The organism is Acinetobacter sp. GQ146, assembly GCF_059758585.1.
The window spans coordinates 117,865-137,522 of sequence record NZ_JCAXDV010000006.1 but is presented as its reverse complement, the minus strand read 5'-3'; the positions used below and the strand labels follow the sequence as shown (position 1 = coordinate 137,522).

Genomic DNA, 19,658 nt, shown 5'->3' with positions numbered 1-19,658 from the left:
TATGTCCGCATCCAGCTCAACTTCGCCTTTTCGCCTGATTAACCCAAAAACACTTTATAATCCACGCCCTTTTGCCTATAGTCACATGGCAGAAGTCAGGCATTTTTCTCGTATACTGCATATTTCAGGGCAAGGTGGTGAAAACCGACAAGGGCGTTTATCTAAAGATTTTGCAGAACAGATACGACAAGCCTTTGTCAATTTAGAATCTGCACTGCAGCATGCCCATGCATCTCTGTTAGATATTGCGGTTTTAAAAATTTTGGTGGTTGATCACAGCTCCCAAAAACATTCGCTTTTAATTCAGGAAATACAAACGCACTGGAAAGATCATGCTTTCCCAGTCTGTACGCTGATACCTGTTCCGTGTCTTGCCTTAGAAGAGATGCTGATTGAAATTGAAGCCACTGCTTACTGTCATTAATCACACCAGCAAAGGAACTTTATGAATTCTTCTCCTGATATTAGCCAAGACAAATCCTTACTCTGGTTGATGGCTGTGGCTTGCGGTTTGTGTGCCGGTGCGAACTATTATTGCCAACCGCTTATTCATTCAATTCAGCAATATTATAATGTGCCTGAATCACAGGTGGCGTTAACTGTCACTTTTGCCCAAGTATCCTATGCACTGGGCTTATTGCTGATTGTTCCGATTGGCGACATGGTCAATAAAACCAAATTCATTCCGCTTTTAATGTTTCTGGCAGCAATCGGATTATTTATTTGTGCTTTTGCAGTCAATTTACCCATGCTTTGGTTAGGAACCTCAATTGCAGGTTTATTTTCGGTTGCAGCACAAGTCTTGATTCCTTTAGCTACCATGGCGGTCAAACCTGAAAAAACGGGAGAAGTCATCGGCTTTTTGATGAGTGGCTTATTGGTTGGTCTGTTGCTGTCCACCAGTCTGGCCGGCTTACTCTCGAACCTCTTTCATTGGAAACTGATTTATGTGCTCAGCGGTTTTAGCATTTTACTCTTAGCCTTTTTGCTGAAATCGCGCCTGCCTTATGTCATGTCCTCTCGCATGAGCTACCTAGAGGTCTTTAAGTCGATGGCTCAACTGCTTCAGCAAGAACGACGCCTGATTTTACGTGCCTTGATTGGTGGTTGTGTATTTGCAGCCATGAGTATTCTATTTTCGACCATAGCGCTCTTGTTGACTTCTGAGACCTATCAATTACCCGATGTCTTGGTTGGCATTATTCCACTGATTGGGGTGTTCGGTGCCTTATCCACGCAGTATGTAGGAAAATTAGCCGACCAAGGCTATACCACGCTACTGACTTGGGTTGGCTGCAGCATTATGGCGACCAGCTGGTACTTCCTGTATTTAGGGGGGCATCATCTGATCAGCTATATTTTGGGCTACGGCTTAATCAATTTAGGCTTAGCCGTGGTACATAGCAGTAATCAGAACATCATTTTCCGTATTCGCCCCGATGCCAAATCGCGGATTAACTCCATTTATATGACCCTGTATTTTATTGGCGGTGCCTGCGGTTCCGCACTGGGGGTTTATGCTTGGCATCATGGAGGATGGGGGATGAGCTGCTTGGTCGGGATCGGCTTAGTGATTGCGGCGGCTGTCTTTGCATTGATTGATCTCTTGAGTTTCAACAAACCGCTCACGCCACACAACCGCTGATGATCGATTCCAGTCCTCTTTCCTGTCTAGGCGATAATATTGGCAAAGACAGGAAAGCAGCCTCCATCAGGCCTAAGACACCTGCATGACAGGATAAAATGGCTTGTCACTGTCTAATTGCATTGGATGTTCTAGCAAGATAAACATAAAAATAGGCATTAATGCCGATAAAATTGTACATCCTTCCGCGACATAACGACGATTGACCACACTATTGTAAGTGACACCGCCTTGTAAAATCTGATTACGTAAAGTGTTTAAACGGCTAAAGACAAAACATAAAACATCGACGGACTTGCGTCCTTGCACAGCTTGATGAACCACCCGCTGCTCTGCCTCAAAATCTGTTTTCCATGAAAGCTGGCTGACTTTATGATTATGATAATCCCAAAAACCCTGATAAATATATGGATTTTCTAAAATTGCATGAATGGTTTGCTTACACTTATGCCCAAGTACAAATTCTATTTTGTGCTCATCATCAAGCTGATAAAGTGTGGCCAAAAACTGTTTTACTCCCTGCTGGGGTTGAAGTACAGCACCCTCACGTGCATAAATGGCATTAAACGAAATCCATAAAGTGAGGAATTTCAAATCTAAATCAGCATCTAACAACATGGCTTTTTTAAACCAGCTGATGCCACGATGCAGCCGTAAATTAAAAGCTTCAGAATGCTCTGCTTTTTTATTCTTAAACACGTCTTCGAGTACCAACATTTTGGTCTCCTTTTCTTTATTGTTATCTTCTGTTTACCATAACCAATTTGAAGACCCTGCTCAATCAGAAAACGAGTATTGATGCGTTCAAAAATGGCATTTAAAAATATGCCATATCAAAACAAAAAAGCAGCCCAACGAACTGAACTGCTTTGATCATGGCAGAAGTATTTTATTTTTTAGCGGCCTGCATATTTTTAATCAACTCGCTGAAATCAAGCGTGGCCGCTTTTTGTACCAGAGGATAATCCATCAAAGATTTGATATGCGAAGCAAGGCTTGTGAGGGTTCAGCAATCCACAAACCCAAATGAATGATGACGAGATAGATAATCTGCCATAAAAAACACGATGTATATTGAATGCATCATGATCATGCGCAGGAGATAAAGCAGATTCTGATAAGACGTATTTGATAGAACGACAAGGAACATACGGGACTAAACCAGAATGACTCCAATTTAGCCCCACTACTTCATTTAGTGATCACTATTCTTGTCCAGCTTGCATTTGCTTAATCACTTCACTGAAATCCAGTGTTGCAGCTTTTTGTACCGGTGGGTAATCCTGCAATGACTTAATATGCTCATTCAAGATTTCTTGAACAGGCTCATTCAGCCATTGTTTACTTTGCAGTACTTGTGAACGGTCTAAAATAGTATCAAATGATTCGTACGGATCCATATGAATGTTAAACATCACAGGGAATTTTTGTTTTTGATATTGGTCATAGTAGTTTGCACTGGTTTCAAAGTGCAACTTCCACTGATTGACGCGAATCGCACGTAAAGTCGACTCATGGTAATACAAATAATTATTACGTTTACTTTCTGATGATTTTCCAGTCCAGTAATCTAAGTTATTAATACCATCAATATATTGTTTACGCTTACTTTTCATCTCTTCGACGACATTAGAGTTACCCGCTGCTGCTGCCAAAGTGGTGAAAATATCCATGTGCGCCTGAATACCCGTTTTCACTTGTCCCGCAGGAATATGTCCTGGCCAACGCACCATCATAGGCACGCGCACCCCACCTTCATAGGTCGTCATTTTTTCACCACGGAATGGCGTGGTTCCACCATGCGTTTTCGCACTATGCTCTGGTCCATTATCGGTTGAATAGATGACGATGGTGTCATCCAGCACACCCATGGCTTTCATGTTATCCAGGAGTTTACCGATTTGCATATCATGTTCGATGACACCACTGCCATACATATCGGCTTCACTCGTTACGTTTGCAGCCAAGTAACGATGCTCAGGACGTAAGTGGGTGTACATATGCATACGGCTTGGGTTCAACCAGACAAAGAATGGCTTATCGGCATCCTTACTTTTTTTCATGAAGTTTAAGCTGGCGGCAATAAACTCATCATCCACAGTTTCCATGCGCTTACGTGTCAGTGCACCGGTATCTTCACAGGTCTGCTTACCCATCTTGCCAAAACGCGGATCTTCCGTATTGTCGTTTTTGCTTGAGGAAAAACAGTGTAATACACCACGGGTACCAAACTTTTTCTTGAATTCTGGATCTTTCGGATAGTCGTATTGTTCTGGTTCTTCTTCAGTATTTAGGTGGTAGAGATTTCCAAAGAACTCATCAAAACCATGCACGGTTGGCAAGTTTTCGTTACGGTCACCCAAGTGGTTTTTACCAAATTGACCATTCATATAACCCAGTGGTTTGAGCACTTCTGCCAAGGTTGGAGAGGCAGCTTTTAAACCCAGCGGCGAACCCGGACGCCCTACCGTGGTCATACCTGAACGAATCGGATACTGACCGGTAATGAGTGCCGCACGTCCTGCGGTCGAGCTTGGCTGTGCATAATGCTCGGTAAACATAATGCCTTCTTTGGCAATACGGTCAATGTTTGGGGTCTTATACCCCATGACGCCTTGCCCATAAGCACTCACATTTGACCAGCCGACATCATCAGGGAAAATAATTAAAATATTCGGTGGCTTGGCAAGTGCAGCCGCTGATAACAAGGCTCCCCCCATTAAGGCGACGGAACGTGCGAGTATACTTTTCTTCATTCTCTATTCTCCTGATTCGGATTTTTATAAAGCTCATCTAGTTTTGTTATGTCACTGGGCTGAGTTTTTCTCAGCCTTGTTTTGGTGCTACGTTTTATTTGAAACTAAAAATAACTTATTCGACTTCTGTTACAACGGGTCTTTTATTGTGGCTGTAAACGTTTCGCAATCTCATGCTTCGATGTGGTTGCGGTATGAAAAAATTTCTTTAAGCCTGAACACAGGTAATGCAATCCACGCTCTCCATCTGGCGTCTTTAAGAAGCGGTCTTTCGGGCAATCCCCCCAACACAGTTGCAGATAAGGACATTTGCGGCAATATTCAGGCAGGCTATTCGACTTGGCATAGGCAAATTTCTTTTGGCGTTCTGAAAAGACCAGATCGCCCTGATGAATCTCTTGAATGTTGCCCAGCTTGTATTCGGGATAAACAAAGTGGTCACAGGAAAACAGATCCCCATTGTGTTCGACCGCCAGTGACTTGCCACAGATTTGTCCCGAGACGCATTTCTGTGGACCATAGCCAAACATCATGGAAATGACATTTTCAAACTGGTCGATAAAGACTTGCCCAAAGTCATGCGTTAGCCATTCTTTCCACACGGTTGAGAGGAATATGCCCCAGTCATCTGCGGCAATCGACCAGTCGGTAACCACCGAATCTGCTGTACCAGGTTGCGCTGCTGAGCTGCCAAGTTGTGGTAAGTCTTGCGGTTTCCAGTGTCCGGGTGCGGTTTGTTGGAACTGGGCACTTTCCATACCCGGAATAAACTGAATCATGTAGGGTTTAACTTGATCACGCAAAAAGCGGTAGACCTCAAGTGCTCTTTTGCTATTGTCGCGATTGACTACACAGAGTGCGTTAAACGGAACTTGGTATTGGTGCAGGAGTGCTGCGGCATGCATGACTTTGGCATGCGTTGGTTTGCCACCTTTGTTATAGCGGTGAATGTCGTGTAAATCTGCAGGACCATCAATGGATAAACCGACCAGAAAGTTGTGTTTCTTTAAAAAGGCACACCAGTCTTCATCTAGCAAGGTGCCATTGGTTTGTAAGTCATTTTCGATGCGTTGCTTTGGCTTTTTATATTTTTGCTGTAGCTCAACGACGCGTTCAAAAAAAGCCAAGCCCATTAACGTTGGTTCGCCACCCTGCCAACTAAAAACAATTTCATCGCCTGTCTGGGCTTCAATATATTGTTTGATGTGCAGTTCCAGCATCGATTCTGCCATGCGTGGCGTTTTGGGTTGATGCAACATGTCTTGTTTATGCAAATAGAAGCAGTAGCTACAGTCCAAATTACACTGCGCACCTGAAGGTTTGATCATCACATGATAACGATAGGTCTGTCCCTTGATTTGCATGGTTCTTAACGGTGGGCTTTCGGCTTGTGTCGGTATTATGCGCATCTTTTATAGAGCCCCCATGTTGTTATGATCTTATAGGTAATTCATTGTTTTCTAGTTTGATACTAAACAAACAAAAAAGTGTGAGCAAGGTTTTATTTGTATACCCTATAAAACTTTTATGCTGCTTTTATCGTATAAAAAAAGTAATGATTAAAAACTTACCAAAATCTTGTTTTCTTGGGTCGATGGATGACTGATATAAAAGTCATTCTGAATTGATCATTAAGTATTCGCTTTCATTTTCATATAAAAAGTCACTTACTTATATTTCCAGATATGGCGTTTTCACTGATCATATTTGTCTAGTATGTAAACTATCTATTGAGGTCTGGAGCAAGTTTTTAAATCCTCGTATAGGGTAGATTTTTCAATATCGCTCGCGATCCCACATCCTGATTTTTTAAATTAACAATCCCCATCATTCACACTGCAAAAATTCATCGCCATTTTTACGTTGGTATCAATTATTGATATTAATCAATCTACTACTGGCTAAAAACATATCATCAAGCGTCCGAGCCATTCATGACTCACTTCGCAATGAAATGCACAAACCTCATCTCAGATGTTTAGCCTGTTCATTTGCTTGAATCATCAAGCTTCTCATACGCAACCAAAATCATTATTTTTTTGATCATCTATTGTACACCTCTATGGTGTGATCAAAATTTATGCTAATTTTATCGTGTGGTTAATTTATAAGAACACTGCATAACAGCACACCGTATAACTAATGCCGATATGCATCTATAGCTTTATTTTTATTACAGTGAATTATAATAAATGGGAGTTCAATATGAATCCAAGATCACCCTTTCTTTATGGGCTTCGGCAGTTTAATACTGGTGTGCTCACACTCACGTTTGCCTTACTTCCCTTGGCTGAGGCCATGGCACGCCCAACTCAAGCTGAAGTGGATAAACAAGCAGCAGCAAATGTCGTATTTGATCGAACCATCCTCCCGATTGCACCCTATCAAAAAGTTGGCAAAATTGCTTCAACCATCGAAAGTTCTGATCCAGCCGCTTGGCCAATTGAAGTCTCTGCACCCAAAGGCGCACCGAACGTCCTGCTGATTATGACCGATGACGTCGGCTTTGGTGCAACACAACCCTTTGGTGGCGCCATTCCAACGCCAACTTATGACAAATTGGCACAACATGGTCTGAAATATAACAACTTCTATACCACTGCCCTCAGCTCACCTTCACGTGCAGCACTGATCACAGGTCGTAACCACCATGTTGGCTCGACAGGGATCATCATGGAACTTTCGACACCTTACCCAGGTCAACACAGCTTAATGTCGAAAAGTGTAGGCACCATTGGCGAAATCCTGACAGACAACGGCTATGGTACATCTTGGTTTGGTAAAAACCACAACGTGCCTGACTGGCAAACCACATCCGCAGGCCCCTTTCAACTTTGGCCTACAGGTCTGGGTTTTGAATACTTCTACGGTTTCTTAGGTGCCGATGCACACCAATTCCGCCCTGCCATTTATGAAGGTACCAAACCGATAGATCCATACCTCGGCAAAGAAGATTCGTACCATTTAGATGAGGATTTAGCGAATCACGCCATTAAATGGATTCAGACGCAAAAGTCGGTTTCCCCTGACAAACCGTTCTTTGCCTACTACACACCAGGCACCGCCCATGCGCCTCACCATGCCCCTAAAGCATGGCGAGATAAATTTAAGGGCAAATTCGATATGGGCTGGGATGAACTGCGTAAGCAAACCTTCGAGCGCCAGAAAAAAATGGGCATTATTCCTAAAGATGCCGTACTCAATCCAACCCCAGAAATCTATGGTCGTTTCGCAGATCTCTCTCCTGACATGAAAAAAGTTGTGTCCCGTGAAATGGAATCCTATGCTGCGGCATTGGCACATGCGGACTATCAAATTGGTCGACTCATTGACTCTATTGACAAAATGGGTGAGCTAGACAATACCCTGATTATCTTTATTCAAGGGGACAATGGTAGTAGTGCGGAAGATCCATCTGAAGACGGTATCGGGGTGACCAGTGAGATCAGTGTCATTGCCAACCATCTCCCAGACGAAAAACAATATATGATTGATCATATTGATGAGTTTGGTACGCAATGGATGCAAAACCACTTTGCACGTGGTTGGGCACATGCGATGAATACCCCGTACCAATGGGATAAGAAAATTCCTTCGCACCTAGGTGGTACCAAAACGTCAATGGTGGTTTCATGGCCTGCGCGCATCAAACAAACTGGGCAAATTCGTAGCCAATTCGTGCACATTACCGACATTGTACCGACCATCCTTGAGGCGACCAAGCTTCCAGCACCAACCAGCATCAATGGCAACAAACAAGTACCAATGAATGGTACAAGTTTCATGTACACCTTCGATAGTGCGACTGCCCCTGAACGTCACAAAACACAATACTTTGAAATCATTGCCAACCGTGCCATTTATCATGATGGCTGGATGGCGAATACGACACCCGTCATTGGTCCATGGAGTAATAAACTTTCGGAAAAACCGGCTACAGTCAATGATTACAAGTGGGAACTCTACAATCTGAAAAAAGACTTTACACAATCGAAAAACCTTGCAGAACAATATCCTGAAAAGCTCGCAGAACTTCAAAAACTGTTTACGCAAGAAGCTGAGAAAAATAAAGTCTTCCCACTTGATGACCGTTATCTTGAACGTGCTCAACCAGAAAACCGTCCGCAACATAACGTGGGTCGTAACGCTTATACCTACTATGAAGGGACCACACGTATCACTGAAGGCATTGCGCCTGACATGAAAAACCGCTCTTATAGCATTACAGCCGATGTGAACATTCCTGAAGGTGGTGCAAATGGTATTGTGATGACCCAAGGTGGATTCTTTGGTGGTAATGCCTTATTACTGATGGATGGTAAACCTACTTTCTTGTATGCGCGTTCACTGTATCCAAAAGATAAATACAAAGTACAAGCACCAAACAAACTCTCTGCTGGTAAGCACATCGTTAAAGTCGACTTCGCTTATGATGGTGGTGGCACAGGTAAAGGCGGTATGGCAACGCTGTTTGTCGATGGTAAAGAAGTGGCCAAAGGACGTATTGAAGGCACTGTACCCGTACGTGTGAGTTCAGACGAAACCTTTGATATTGGCGAAGATACAGGTACTCCGATTGTTCGAGATTACAAAGTACCGTTTAAATTCACTGGAGAAATCCACAAAGTTGTGGTTGACCTGAAAAACTAATTGCAATAAATACCGTCAGGTTTAGACCTGACGGTATTCCCTTCAGTAAAGCTCAATGCTTTACCCAACTTATGCAGCTTTAAAGACCAGATTCACTCCACCTGCTGATTGGGCGTATTACTGGCGTTGAGAAAAAAAGTACAGTTAGAATGGTTTGATTGAATTCAAATCTCAGTACAGAAAAATTATAAATCTTTATACATTTTAAAATATCGATCGATCCAACTCACGATGATCGAGATTTTCTGCGTTTGCGACATCGAAGTGGGATAAACCATGTAATAGGCTTGAGTGCTTTTTAAACTATATGGCCAGACTTGGATAAGTTCACCTTTCATCAATGCCATTTTGACATAAAACTTTGGTACGAGCGCTAGTCCACTTCCCAATAAAGCAGCTTGAATACAAGAATGAATGGTATCAATTCTAGGGCCCAATAATGCTTTATCCAACTCACTTTCTTGCAGCTGAAAGTAATTTGTCCAATCTCTAGGCCGAGAGCGCAATTGTAATAGAGAATATTGGCTAAATTGCTGTAATGAATCGAAAGGTTTTGCAATAAGCTCTGGTGACGCAACGACGATACATTCTTCATCAAAAAGTTTGATACTCGTCATATCTCGCCAAACCCCATCCCCATAGAGAAAAGCAACTTCTATCTGACTTCTGTCAATTTCAGAAGAAGAAATTTGTTCCTGAATATCTAAGTGAATATGTGGATAAATTTTATTAAAGTCTTTTAATGCAGGCACCAAAATTCTGGCACAAAAAGATGGATGTGTCGCTATATGTAAAGTCTGATTCTCGCTGTTGCTGGTTAAAAGATTAAGAACAGAAATTTCAATTTGGTTTAAAATCTTTTGGGTTTCAATGAGAAAAAGCTCACCCGCTGGGGTCAATTTTAAGGCTTGTACGGAACGAGAGCGTTCAAATAGGATTGTATTTAAAGTCTCTTCTAAATTTGAAATTTGTTTGCTTACCGCACTTTGGGTCATATTCAAAGCTTGAGCTGCTTTAGTAAAGCTCATGAACTTTGCCGAAGCATCAAAACATCTTAAGGCCGTAGTTGAAGGGTAATTACTAGACTTAAAGTTTTCCATATATTGCTTTATAGACTTCCATTACTATTCCTTCAATCTTACCGTACTAATGCAGAAATTTTGCCTGATTCACAATGAATAATTTCTTATTTGTATAAGAAAAGCTGATTAAAAGCACTGACTCAAAAAACCATATAAAAATAAAAATAAATACCTAGGTGGAAATTACCCAGATGACTGATCCAAAAATCTATGAAAAAAAGGAATAACCATACCAAATTTCTTCGCTTGTTAAGAAGAACATGGAACTATTAAATAAATTCGTTTTTTGAATTTAACCTCCGCCTCTAATTAACTGTTTGAGATATGACAAAACTAGCACTAAATTTAGCCGTAAATGCTTTTATAGATCAATTAAAACCTTCTTTCCAAGGAGATATTGATACTTCTGAAGCTGCCAGACAGGTGTTTTCTACAGACAATTCAATTTATCAACTCACACCTCAAATCATTATTTTTCCTAAGAATATTGATGATTTACAGTTAATTATGCATATTTCTAAACAAGATGAATTTAAGGCGCTAAAAATTACGCCTAGAGGAGGCGGCACAGGAACGAATGGACAATCCTTAACGGATGGGATTGTTGTAGATCTATCTAAACATATGAATAAGATCTTACATATTGACCCCATCAATCGAACCGCAACAGTGCAAGCCGGTGTGGTCAAAGATCAATTAAATCTTGAATTAAAAAAATATGGATTATTCTTTGCCCCAGAATTGTCGACCTCTAATCGAGCCACCATTGGTGGAATGATTAATACCGATGCAAGCGGTCAAGGAAGTTGCCTTTATGGAAAAACCCATCATCATGTGATTGAGTTAAAAACGGTCTTAGTTTCTGGGGAAATTCTGGATTCAAAAGCGATTGATATGCGTGATTGGCAAAGTGAACTTGAAAGAAAATCGCCATTTCAACAGAAATTATTTCAGGATCTTTTTAATATTGTTTCGAATCATCAAGCATTAATTGAACGATGTTTTCCTAAATTAAATCGTTCATTAACGGGTTACGATCTGCCCGCCTTATATAAAAACAATCAATTTAATATTAATAATATTCTCTGTGGAAGCGAAGGAACGTTGGGTTTAATCGCCGAAGCGACTCTCAATGTGCTCCCTATACCCAAGTTTAGATTATTGATTAATATTGGGTATGATAACTTTCAAAATGCTTTAAAAGATGCAAAAGCATTAATGACATTAGCCCCGCTATCCATTGAAACGGTAGACTCCAAAGTTTTAAACCTCGCTAAGAATGATATTGTCTGGCAAAAAGTAGCGCGTTATTTTCCTGAACAGACTGTAGCCACTCAAGGGATTAATCTGGTAGAAATTAATGCTGAAACAGAATCAGAATTAAATACTTTAAAACAAGAGTTTTTAGAACATTTAAATCATGATCAAAGTGTAAAACGCTTGAGTGTAACCATTGCTCAGGGCGAAACAGAAATAACTGATGTCTATGCGATGCGCAAGCGTTCAGTCGGACTGCTTGGTAATGTCACTGGAGAAAAACGGCCTCAACCTTTTGTTGAAGATACCGCGGTTCCTCCCGAAAATTTAGCCGACTATATTGCAGAGTTTCGTAACTTACTGGATGCTCAAGGTTTAGATTATGGCATGTTCGGTCACGTAGATGCCGGTGTTTTACATGTTCGACCATTGCTTGATATGAAAGAACTAGCTTCTGCTCAAATTGTTCAATTCATTAGCGATCATATCGTTGAACTCACCCATAAGTATGGTGGCGTAATTTGGGGCGAACATGGCAAAGGTCTAAGATCAGAGTATGCCCCTGTATTCTTTGGGGAATCTTACCCATTAATACAAAAAGTCAAAGGGCTCTTTGATCCTCTGAATCAATTAAATCCTGGAAAAATTGCCACTCCAGATACTCAGCCAGAATCTAAACTTATTCGATTACTTGAGAGTCCTCTACGTGGCGCTAATGATCGGCAAATTGATTTATTCAATTGGAAAGCCTTTAGCACCACAATGCACTGCAATGGAAATGGAGCATGTTTTAACTTCGATCAAAATGACCCGATGTGCCCGTCCTATAAAATTACCCGAGATCGTATCCATTCTCCAAAGGGACGCGCCACACTGATTAAAGAGTGGCTCAGACGAGAAAACACGGGGGAAAATACCAGCTCATTTGATAAAGAAGTTTATGATTCTTTACATGGCTGTCTATCCTGTAAATCATGTGCAGGACAGTGTCCTGTGAAAGTGGATATTCCTGATAGTAAAGCTCGGTTTCTACAAAAATTCCATACGAAATACCGTCGAGGCTTACGTGATTATTTAATCAGTAACCTTGAAAACTTTTTGCCCATGCTGGCCAGTTTTCCAAAAACTTATAATTTTATTCAAAATTTAAAATTCATAAAAAATTTACAACGTGATTTATTCAAAGTTGTAGATATTCCTTTATTTCACCCTCAAGCGAAAGAAAACCTAACAAAATATGGTGCGATACTGATAGAGAAAGATTTAAGCAACTTAGAAAATGCAGCTCAAGACAATGCTGTTATTCTTATTCAAGATGCTTTTACACGCTATTTTGACACCCCTGTTCTGATTGAAACCATTCAATTTATCAAAGCACTGGGAATCACGCCTTATATTCTTCCATATTTCCCTAATGGTAAACCCTTACATGTACATGGCTTTTTAGACGAGTTTGAAAAAAAACGCCTGCACAGTATCCGTTTATTAAATAAAGCAGCGTTGTCGGGTCTCTCATTAATCAGCATTGATCCAGCGATGACGCTGGTATTTCGTCAAGAATATAAAATGAAATATTCTAGCGAAATACCAACCAGTAATTTTGAGGTACTGATGCTGCAAGAATGGTTAGTAAAGCAGCTTGATAAAAGTCCCCGTTCAGGTATTCAAAGGTCAACTCAACCCACTTATTACCTTGCAGGACATTGTACAGAAAGAACGCAGCTTCCTGCTTCTACTTCACAATGGCAACAAATTTTTCAACACTTTGGGCTTCAACTCGAACCTTTAGCATTGGGCTGCTGTGGTATGGCGGGGACATATGGCCATGAGGCAGAACACTTGCATCTTTCAGAAGGGATTTATGAACAATCATGGAAAGAAAAATATGAGAATCTGGGCGATCAATTTCTTGTGACAGGATATTCATGCCGTAGCCAGATCAAAAGATTAGAGCTCAAAACCACCAAGCATCCTATTCAAATCCTGATGAATGTCATTTAAATTTATACATTAGAAGAGCGTGGTAAATGAATAAATCACGCTTAAATTTTCTATGCGTTGATCCAAATAACTTGCTTAAAACGAGTTGAATCATCCTGAGAGTATAAGAAATTAACTTGCTTGCGAGGAAGTTAATTTCAAACACGATACAGTTCCAGAATTGATCGCCTGTTCTGGCTTAGTCGCACAAACATCTAAAAAACAAAGCTCAACTCAGTTAAAGCTACAACTCGGCTGTAAGGTGTGCCGAATTCTGTAAATTTGTTAAGTCTTGCTATACCGGCATGTAGTTCATTGAGTTGAAAGATGCTGTGCAAACCTTTTATCGCCGAATCATTTCATGCCAAGCATCTTGGTGTCGATGCAGCATCTTGCAAGACAATAGTAATGGATCAAATTGGTCTTTTTCATCTCAATATGCACGCCACAAAAATCATGACTCAACGTACCCGCATTATTTTCATCTATTGATATTCATTATTTTTTTATAGAAATAAGCCCTAAACTGATTTCACAAAGGGATATATGAAAAAAATGAAGAGCTAAAGTAGTTTAATTCGTTTGATGCAGGCATAAACAGGCTTTAAATTTATAAACATTCTCCAACATTTCACAGCGTGTGAATTTTTGGCTATGCCACAGTCATACTGCATGCAAGCCGATGAAATTCACAATAGAAAAGAGAGCGTCACACTAAAGTGGAAAAAAATTATACATATCAAAATATTAGATATGTCGTATCTTCCCGTAGGTAAAAGTGATAGATATCCTCCAAACAACTGCATAGGATTTATATAAGGAAATTTAATTATGTCTTGGGTTAGTTCAAGTGAAATTCGATCAAAATTCGCCAATTTAATGTCAAAAATGTATCAAAACGAAGTGCCTCTTTATGGAGATCTCATCGAATTGGTAACGGATGTCAATAATGTCACATTGGATCAATCTTCAGAATTAAAAAAACAATTAGAACAAACCAACCAACTGCAAAGATTACATGAAGAACGACATGGTGCTATACGTCTAGGTAAAGCAGAAGAGTTAAATATCATTCGTCGTGTTTTCCGTGTTATGGGCATGTCACCCGTAGGCTATTATGATTTAGTCCCTGCAGGTGTACCCGTACATGCAACAGCATTCCGTGCAACGGAAATTGATGAACTGAACCAAAGCCCTTTCCGTGTATTCACTTCACTCTTACGCTTAGAACTAATTCAAGATAGTACATTAAGAGAAACAGCCGCAAAAATCTTAGAAAAACGCCAAATCTTTACTCCGCGTGCGATACAGCTCTTGGAAAAGTTTGAACAGCAAAATGGCCTCGATGCAAAAGATGCCGATGAATTTATTCTGGAAGTATTAGAAACTTTCCGTTGGCATACTGAAGCGCCAGTCTCAAAAGAACTCTATCAAGCCCTCCATGATCAACATCGTTTAATTGCAGATGTGGTCGCTTTTAAAGGTCCGCATATTAACCATTTAACACCTCGCACATTAGATATTGATACTGTGCAAAGTGAAATGTTGCGAAAAGGCATCTCAGCAAAAGCGATTATTGAAGGCCCTCCTCGTAGAAAATGTCCAATTCTTTTACGCCAAACCAGTTTTAAAGCACTAAATGAAAAAGTGGCCTTTATTGCTGAAGCAGGTTCACATACCGCTCGATTTGGTGAAATCGAACAACGGGGTGTTGCCCTCACGCCTAAAGGAAGAGCGCTTTATGACACTTTACTGAGCAAAGCACGTGAGCGCTTAGGGAAAGCACCCGATGATGCAAATGCTGCGGAATACACACGTATCTTAGAAGAGGAATTTGTAAAATTCCCTGATAACTATGTTGATCTTTATAAAGAGAAACTTGCATATTTTAACTTTATACCGGCTAAACCCTTACATAGCGCAGCCAACATCAATGATTTAGAAACGCTGATAGAGAATGGATCAATTTTAATTGAGCCAATCGTCTATGAAGACTTTCTTCCAGTGTCCGCTGCAGGTATTTTTCAATCCAATCTAGGCGATGCTGCACAGAACCAATATCACCAAAACTCTAATCAAAAATTATTTGAGCAGTCCCTCGGTACGCCTGTTTTAGATGAAATGGCACTGTATGAAAAAACTCAACGTGAATCACTCGCTTTATGTTTTAAATAAATAATGTTTTAAGACAATACATACCGTCAGGTTTAGGTCTGACGGTATTCCCTCAAATAAAGCCAAATGCTTAATTCAACTATTACTAGTTTAAAGGTTCGAAAACTTTCGTTTCAGCAACCATCTTCTTTACCTTTAGCTCTATATGCAGCCATCACAATTAACAAAACCCTCTCTGCTATTTCTTGCCTTTTTATTGTATTTTTTGCACTATAGCGACCCTTCATCTTGTTAAATTCTGTTGCGCTGGTCTCACACTTGTCTTCGCTCGGTGAGCAGCCCATTCTGATAGGTTCTTGCATGTCTGAGTTAAAACCGAACGCTGATCTCTCCCAGCTTCCGCGTATTTCTGTTGCCCCGATGATGGATTGGACCACCAAGGACTATCGTTTTTTTGCGCGCTTGTTTAACCCGAATGTCATTTTATATACCGAGATGGTCACTACAGGTGCCATTTTATTTGGCGATGCCAAACGTCATCTCGACTTTAATCACGAAGAACATCCGATTGTGTTGCAACTAGGCGGATCAAACCCGAAAGATCTTGCAACCTGTAGCCAAATGGCGCAAGACTGGGGCTATGATGAAATCAACTTAAATGTCGGCTGCCCGAGCGACCGCGTACAGAACAATAAAATTGGCGCCTGCTTAATGGCGGAACCTGACTTGGTGGCAGAATGTATTGCTGCAATGCGTAATGCGGTGGACATCCCCGTGACGGTAAAACACCGTATTGGCATTGACGACATGCACTCTTATGAAGAAATGCTGCATTTTGTCGATACCGTAGCAAAAACTGGCTGTAATAACTTTATTGTACATGCCCGCATTGCCTTACTTCAGGGCTTATCACCAAAAGAAAACCGTGAAGTCCCGCCACTGCGCTATGAAGATGTCTATCGCCTGAAACAAGAACGTCCGCAACTGCTGATTGAAATTAACGGCGGGATCAAAACCTTTGCAGAAACCCAGCAGCATTTACAGCATGTCGATGGGGTGATGATTGGTCGCGAAGCCTACCACAATCCCTACCTACTGGCAGAACTCGGGCAACTTTGGCAGTTAGATGCGCCTGACCGTTTTGAGATTATGGAGCAAATGCTGCCGTATATTGCTAAACGCATGGCGGAAGGCGCACCGCTTTCAATTCTCACCCGTCATATATTAGGTTTATTCCAAAACTTACCAGGTGCCAGAAAATGGCGTCAGGCTTTAAGTGGTGGTAATGCCAAAACCTTTGCGGATGTGGAAAATGCCATTCAAAACATTAAAGAAGCCATGAAGCGCACTGAAGATTATTTGATTGAACATCAAGTTCAACCTTAATGCCTACACTTAAATACAAAAGCTCAATCTTGGATTGAGCTTTTTGATTATCTAGGTTGAGTGTTTTCATTTACATGACTGAGCCGACGGTGGTCGACAACGCTTTATTCTCAAATTCACAAGAGGCTGGGGCTGGTACATCACCCTTACGCTGCGCAGCCTGATATTCCTTTTGTGCTTTTTCCAGATCTTTTAAGAACTGCTTTTCGGTATGCAACTGCGCTACGGTCATCGCGGCCATATTCTTGCCTTCGATGATGTCACTTTGCCAGTGCACATTACACACCAAGCGACTTTCGGCAAAAGCACGTCCGCGCAAGAAAATATGATTGGCACGCTGCGGTGCAATTTCACTCATAATGAGTGCCCAGCCCCAACCAATGGTTGAATGCCCCGAAGGATATGAACCATCGGTAGATAACTTCTCTTTATCTTCGCTATAAGTGATGCCGTACTTTTCACGGTCTGCGGCAGAAATTTCACAAATCCCCTGACCATTGCTCATGAACGGGCGTGCGCGTTGATATTTATTTTTTGCGGCATAGGATGACAACCCCAAATCTACCAAAGACAGTTCTAACATTTTATAAATGGTCGGAGTCTTTTCTTTACTAATGTCCACATTGGCAGCACACGAAAAGGCTTTGGCTGCACTAGGAAAATATAAATTACTGTCATAACCTGCCTGCACCCAACGCTCGGAACCATACAGCATCAAGGCATTTTTATTAATAAATTCATCATTGGCTTGCGTGACTGAACCTGCCGCAGGGGGTGCAGGTAAGATTAAAGAACTATCCAGCCTAGATGACTTTAAATAGCCTTGATGGGTTGCAAGTAATTCTTTTTCATAGCTGCTGCTTTCTGCATAAGTCAGCGCTGTTGCGAAGCTCAGCAGCAGCATCCCGATCGGTTTTATGATTGTCATAGCCACCTCTGTTCTCTGTTTTTTCTTATGTTATTTTCGTTGTTTATTCAGCTGTAGATGAGAATTGCCTGATCATCAACATAGCATAATCTAGGAAGCAAATGCGGCTTGCTCCCCAGTTTGGATTTGTCCCATGCTCGTAGTGCTGCAATGATTCGATTAGCTATTTTTTTTCGCCTGAATGGCTTCTAACTTTTTCAAGACTTCCGCAACTGCAATCATGGCAAAGCTAGAAGTCACCACCACTGCCGAACCGTAGCCACCACAGCGTAAGCCCGCACTTGGACAGACATCGGCACTGGAAAACGGGTTATCAATTGAATAGACGCAAGTAATGCCAAATTTGTCTTTCGGCTTTTTACAGATGCCTTTAGCACGCAGTTGGGCACGTAATTTGGCCAACATCGGGTCTTGTTCGGTTTTCGACAGGTCTGCCACGCGAATCTTCAATGGGTCAAGTTTACCGCCCGCACCACCCGAAACAATCAGCGGAATTTTATTAAATCGGCAATGCAGCATCAGTGCCAATTTGGCTTTGACATCATCAATACAGTCCAGAATTAAATCCGGCGTATTGGCCAGCACGGCCTGCACATTTTCTGGCGTTAAATAGTCATCAATCAGATTAATTTTAATTTTTGGATTAATCGAACGACAACGTTCCGCCATCACTTCAATTTTTTCACAACCTAAGGTGGAGCTCATCGCAGGCAGTTGACGGTTAATATTGGATGCAGCCACCACATCCATATCCACCAGGGTTAACTCGCCCACACCGGTACGCGCCAAAGCTTCAACAGCCCAAGAGCCTACCCCACCAATGCCGATCACCATCACATGACTGTTTTCATAGGCGTGAAAGGTGCTATCTCCATAAATTTTGGCTACGCCAGCAAAACGGCGGTCATATTCATCATCTAGGAGTAAATCAGTCATGGGGCAATCAAATCGAAAAAAGTAACGCGCCTATTTTAGCAAACTCAATCACCGAATCGAATCTTAATATGTTGTCCAAGCCTGCGGAATCTTGATCGCCTCTGGATCGTTGCGGGTTAAGCGAAACGATTTTCTTTGATTGATGGCGGGTTGCTGATCGGAAGATGGCGATAAAGTGCGGACATAATCATAATTCAATTGCCAGATGTAAGGCTGCTGATAGTCAATATTCAACACCAGTTTTTCTAAATCATGACAATTGCCATTGGACTGAGCATAATCTTGCTCCGAAAAACAGGCACGAATCATACGAGAGACATAAAACGGGATATTCTGGAAAATCTGTTGGTATTTGCCCTGAGGCTTGAGTTGTACAAAGTCGGCCACCTCTTCACGCATGCCCCCACCCGAGTACATTTCCTCCCAGCGTTGAATCAGGGCAATGCTATAAGCTTGTTCATTCACAGGAAATAAGGCTGGATAAATATGCAATGCTTCAGGTTGTATAAATTTACCTTGGGCATCCAGTCGATCTTCTGTTGTGCTCACTCCCTCCACCGTCCAATGCGGGGTCTGACTGAGTGGTTGATAGCCTGAAAAGTCCCAATGGTTGTGTAATTGATAACCCTGAGTGCCGCGCTCCAGTTCAAACATTTGCAATTGCGCAATCACATAGTGATGCTTGCTTTGATTGGGGACTTGATAGAGTTGCCATGTCGCATCAGGTTGACAGGAAATCTTGAGTTGAGCACACAGGCTTTCACGCTGTGCTGCTGTGATTTTTTGTTTTTGTAATATTAGGGTTTGAGGTTTTGCATACCCCCAAGCAGGAAAAAGAAATACACAACCTGCCAATAAAAATTTCAACATAAAAGTGATCTTAAAATTTTGTTTTCTAAATGAATCATACCAGAGCCTTAAAA

At 41.4% G+C, this 19,658-nt stretch carries 13 protein-coding genes; 6 read left to right on the top strand and 7 right to left on the bottom strand.

Going from position 1 to position 19,658, the window contains the following annotated elements; all coding sequences use genetic code 11:
- The first annotated feature begins 1 nt into the window (after nt 1).
- Nucleotides 2–424, top strand: a complete 423-nt coding sequence (locus AC6CHI_RS11375; protein ID WP_498121362.1) for a RidA family protein — start codon at nt 2–4, stop codon at nt 422–424.
- Nucleotides 425–445: 21 nt separating this feature from the next.
- Complete coding sequence (locus AC6CHI_RS11370) at nt 446–1,645, top strand: MFS transporter (RefSeq protein WP_498121361.1); 1,200 nt, start codon at nt 446–448, stop codon at nt 1,643–1,645.
- Between the two features lie 72 nt (nt 1,646–1,717).
- On the opposite strand, the gene AC6CHI_RS11365 is transcribed toward AC6CHI_RS11370, so the two are convergent.
- From AC6CHI_RS11365 to AC6CHI_RS11355, 3 genes are all read right to left on the bottom strand, one after another.
- A complete protein-coding gene (locus AC6CHI_RS11365) occupies nt 1,718–2,362 on the bottom strand; it encodes a hypothetical protein (RefSeq protein WP_498121359.1) in 645 nt (214 codons plus the stop codon).
- Nucleotides 2,363–2,850: 488 nt separating this feature from the next.
- A complete protein-coding gene (locus tag AC6CHI_RS11360) occupies nt 2,851–4,401 on the bottom strand; it encodes an arylsulfatase (protein WP_498121358.1) in 1,551 nt (516 codons plus the stop codon).
- Between the two features lie 143 nt (nt 4,402–4,544).
- The gene (locus AC6CHI_RS11355) at nt 4,545–5,810 is read right to left on the bottom strand and encodes an anaerobic sulfatase maturase (RefSeq protein WP_498121356.1); all 1,266 of its coding nucleotides are present in this window, start codon (nt 5,808–5,810) and stop codon (nt 4,545–4,547) included.
- Between the two features lie 796 nt (nt 5,811–6,606).
- Here AC6CHI_RS11355 and AC6CHI_RS11350 point away from each other — a divergent pair.
- On the top strand, nt 6,607–9,051 hold the full coding sequence (locus tag AC6CHI_RS11350; RefSeq protein ID WP_498121355.1) for an arylsulfatase: 2,445 nt from the start codon (nt 6,607–6,609) through the stop codon (nt 9,049–9,051).
- Between the two features lie 185 nt (nt 9,052–9,236).
- Here AC6CHI_RS11350 and AC6CHI_RS11345 read toward each other — a convergent pair whose 3' ends face one another.
- Entirely contained in the window at nt 9,237–10,151 is a 915-nt protein-coding gene (locus AC6CHI_RS11345) for a LysR substrate-binding domain-containing protein (RefSeq protein WP_458892941.1), read from the bottom strand.
- A 306-nt stretch (nt 10,152–10,457) separates the two neighbouring features.
- Between AC6CHI_RS11345 and AC6CHI_RS11340 the strand changes: the two genes are divergently transcribed.
- The 3 genes from AC6CHI_RS11340 (at nt 10,458) to dusA (ending at nt 16,871) form a co-directional block, all read left to right on the top strand.
- Nucleotides 10,458–13,391, top strand: a complete 2,934-nt coding sequence (locus AC6CHI_RS11340; protein ID WP_498121354.1) for an FAD-binding and (Fe-S)-binding domain-containing protein — start codon at nt 10,458–10,460, stop codon at nt 13,389–13,391.
- A gap of 810 nt (nt 13,392–14,201) precedes the next feature.
- Nucleotides 14,202–15,545, top strand: a complete 1,344-nt coding sequence (hglS, locus tag AC6CHI_RS11335) for a 2-oxoadipate dioxygenase/decarboxylase HglS (RefSeq protein WP_498121353.1) — start codon at nt 14,202–14,204, stop codon at nt 15,543–15,545.
- A 300-nt stretch (nt 15,546–15,845) separates the two neighbouring features.
- The gene (gene dusA, locus AC6CHI_RS11330) at nt 15,846–16,871 is read left to right on the top strand and encodes a tRNA dihydrouridine(20/20a) synthase DusA (protein ID WP_498121352.1); all 1,026 of its coding nucleotides are present in this window, start codon (nt 15,846–15,848) and stop codon (nt 16,869–16,871) included.
- Between the two features lie 70 nt (nt 16,872–16,941).
- Here dusA and AC6CHI_RS11325 read toward each other — a convergent pair whose 3' ends face one another.
- The 3 genes from AC6CHI_RS11325 to AC6CHI_RS11315 form a co-directional block, all read right to left on the bottom strand.
- Nucleotides 16,942–17,799 (bottom strand): acid phosphatase, encoded by an 858-nt coding sequence (locus AC6CHI_RS11325; RefSeq protein WP_498121351.1) that lies wholly within the window; start codon nt 17,797–17,799, stop codon nt 16,942–16,944.
- Between the two features lie 159 nt (nt 17,800–17,958).
- On the bottom strand, nt 17,959–18,735 hold the full coding sequence (locus AC6CHI_RS11320; RefSeq protein ID WP_498121350.1) for a tRNA threonylcarbamoyladenosine dehydratase: 777 nt from the start codon (nt 18,733–18,735) through the stop codon (nt 17,959–17,961).
- Nucleotides 18,736–18,798: 63 nt separating this feature from the next.
- Complete coding sequence (locus tag AC6CHI_RS11315) at nt 18,799–19,605, bottom strand: hypothetical protein (RefSeq protein ID WP_498121349.1); 807 nt, start codon at nt 19,603–19,605, stop codon at nt 18,799–18,801.
- Nucleotides 19,606–19,658 lie beyond the last annotated feature (53 nt).

What these genes read in the sequence shown, in the direction of transcription:
- hglS (WP_498121353.1), top strand. Translation starts at nt 14,202, where the DNA reads ATGTCTTGGGTTAGTTCAAGTGAAATTCGATCAAAATTCGCCAATTTA.
- AC6CHI_RS11315 (WP_498121349.1), bottom strand. Translation starts at nt 19,605, where the DNA reads ATGTTGAAATTTTTATTGGCAGGTTGTGTATTTCTTTTTCCTGCTTGG.
- AC6CHI_RS11325 (WP_498121351.1), bottom strand. Translation starts at nt 17,799, where the DNA reads ATGACAATCATAAAACCGATCGGGATGCTGCTGCTGAGCTTCGCAACA.
- AC6CHI_RS11370 (WP_498121361.1), top strand. Translation starts at nt 446, where the DNA reads ATGAATTCTTCTCCTGATATTAGCCAAGACAAATCCTTACTCTGGTTG.
- AC6CHI_RS11365 (WP_498121359.1), bottom strand. Translation starts at nt 2,362, where the DNA reads ATGTTGGTACTCGAAGACGTGTTTAAGAATAAAAAAGCAGAGCATTCT.
- AC6CHI_RS11360 (WP_498121358.1), bottom strand. Translation starts at nt 4,401, where the DNA reads ATGAAGAAAAGTATACTCGCACGTTCCGTCGCCTTAATGGGGGGAGCC.
- AC6CHI_RS11345 (WP_458892941.1), bottom strand. Translation starts at nt 10,151, where the DNA reads ATGGAAAACTTTAAGTCTAGTAATTACCCTTCAACTACGGCCTTAAGA.
- AC6CHI_RS11355 (WP_498121356.1), bottom strand. Translation starts at nt 5,810, where the DNA reads ATGCGCATAATACCGACACAAGCCGAAAGCCCACCGTTAAGAACCATG.
- dusA (WP_498121352.1), top strand. Translation starts at nt 15,846, where the DNA reads ATGTCTGAGTTAAAACCGAACGCTGATCTCTCCCAGCTTCCGCGTATT.
- AC6CHI_RS11350 (WP_498121355.1), top strand. Translation starts at nt 6,607, where the DNA reads ATGAATCCAAGATCACCCTTTCTTTATGGGCTTCGGCAGTTTAATACT.
- AC6CHI_RS11375 (WP_498121362.1), top strand. Translation starts at nt 2, where the DNA reads ATGTCCGCATCCAGCTCAACTTCGCCTTTTCGCCTGATTAACCCAAAA.
- AC6CHI_RS11320 (WP_498121350.1), bottom strand. Translation starts at nt 18,735, where the DNA reads ATGACTGATTTACTCCTAGATGATGAATATGACCGCCGTTTTGCTGGC.
- AC6CHI_RS11340 (WP_498121354.1), top strand. Translation starts at nt 10,458, where the DNA reads ATGACAAAACTAGCACTAAATTTAGCCGTAAATGCTTTTATAGATCAA.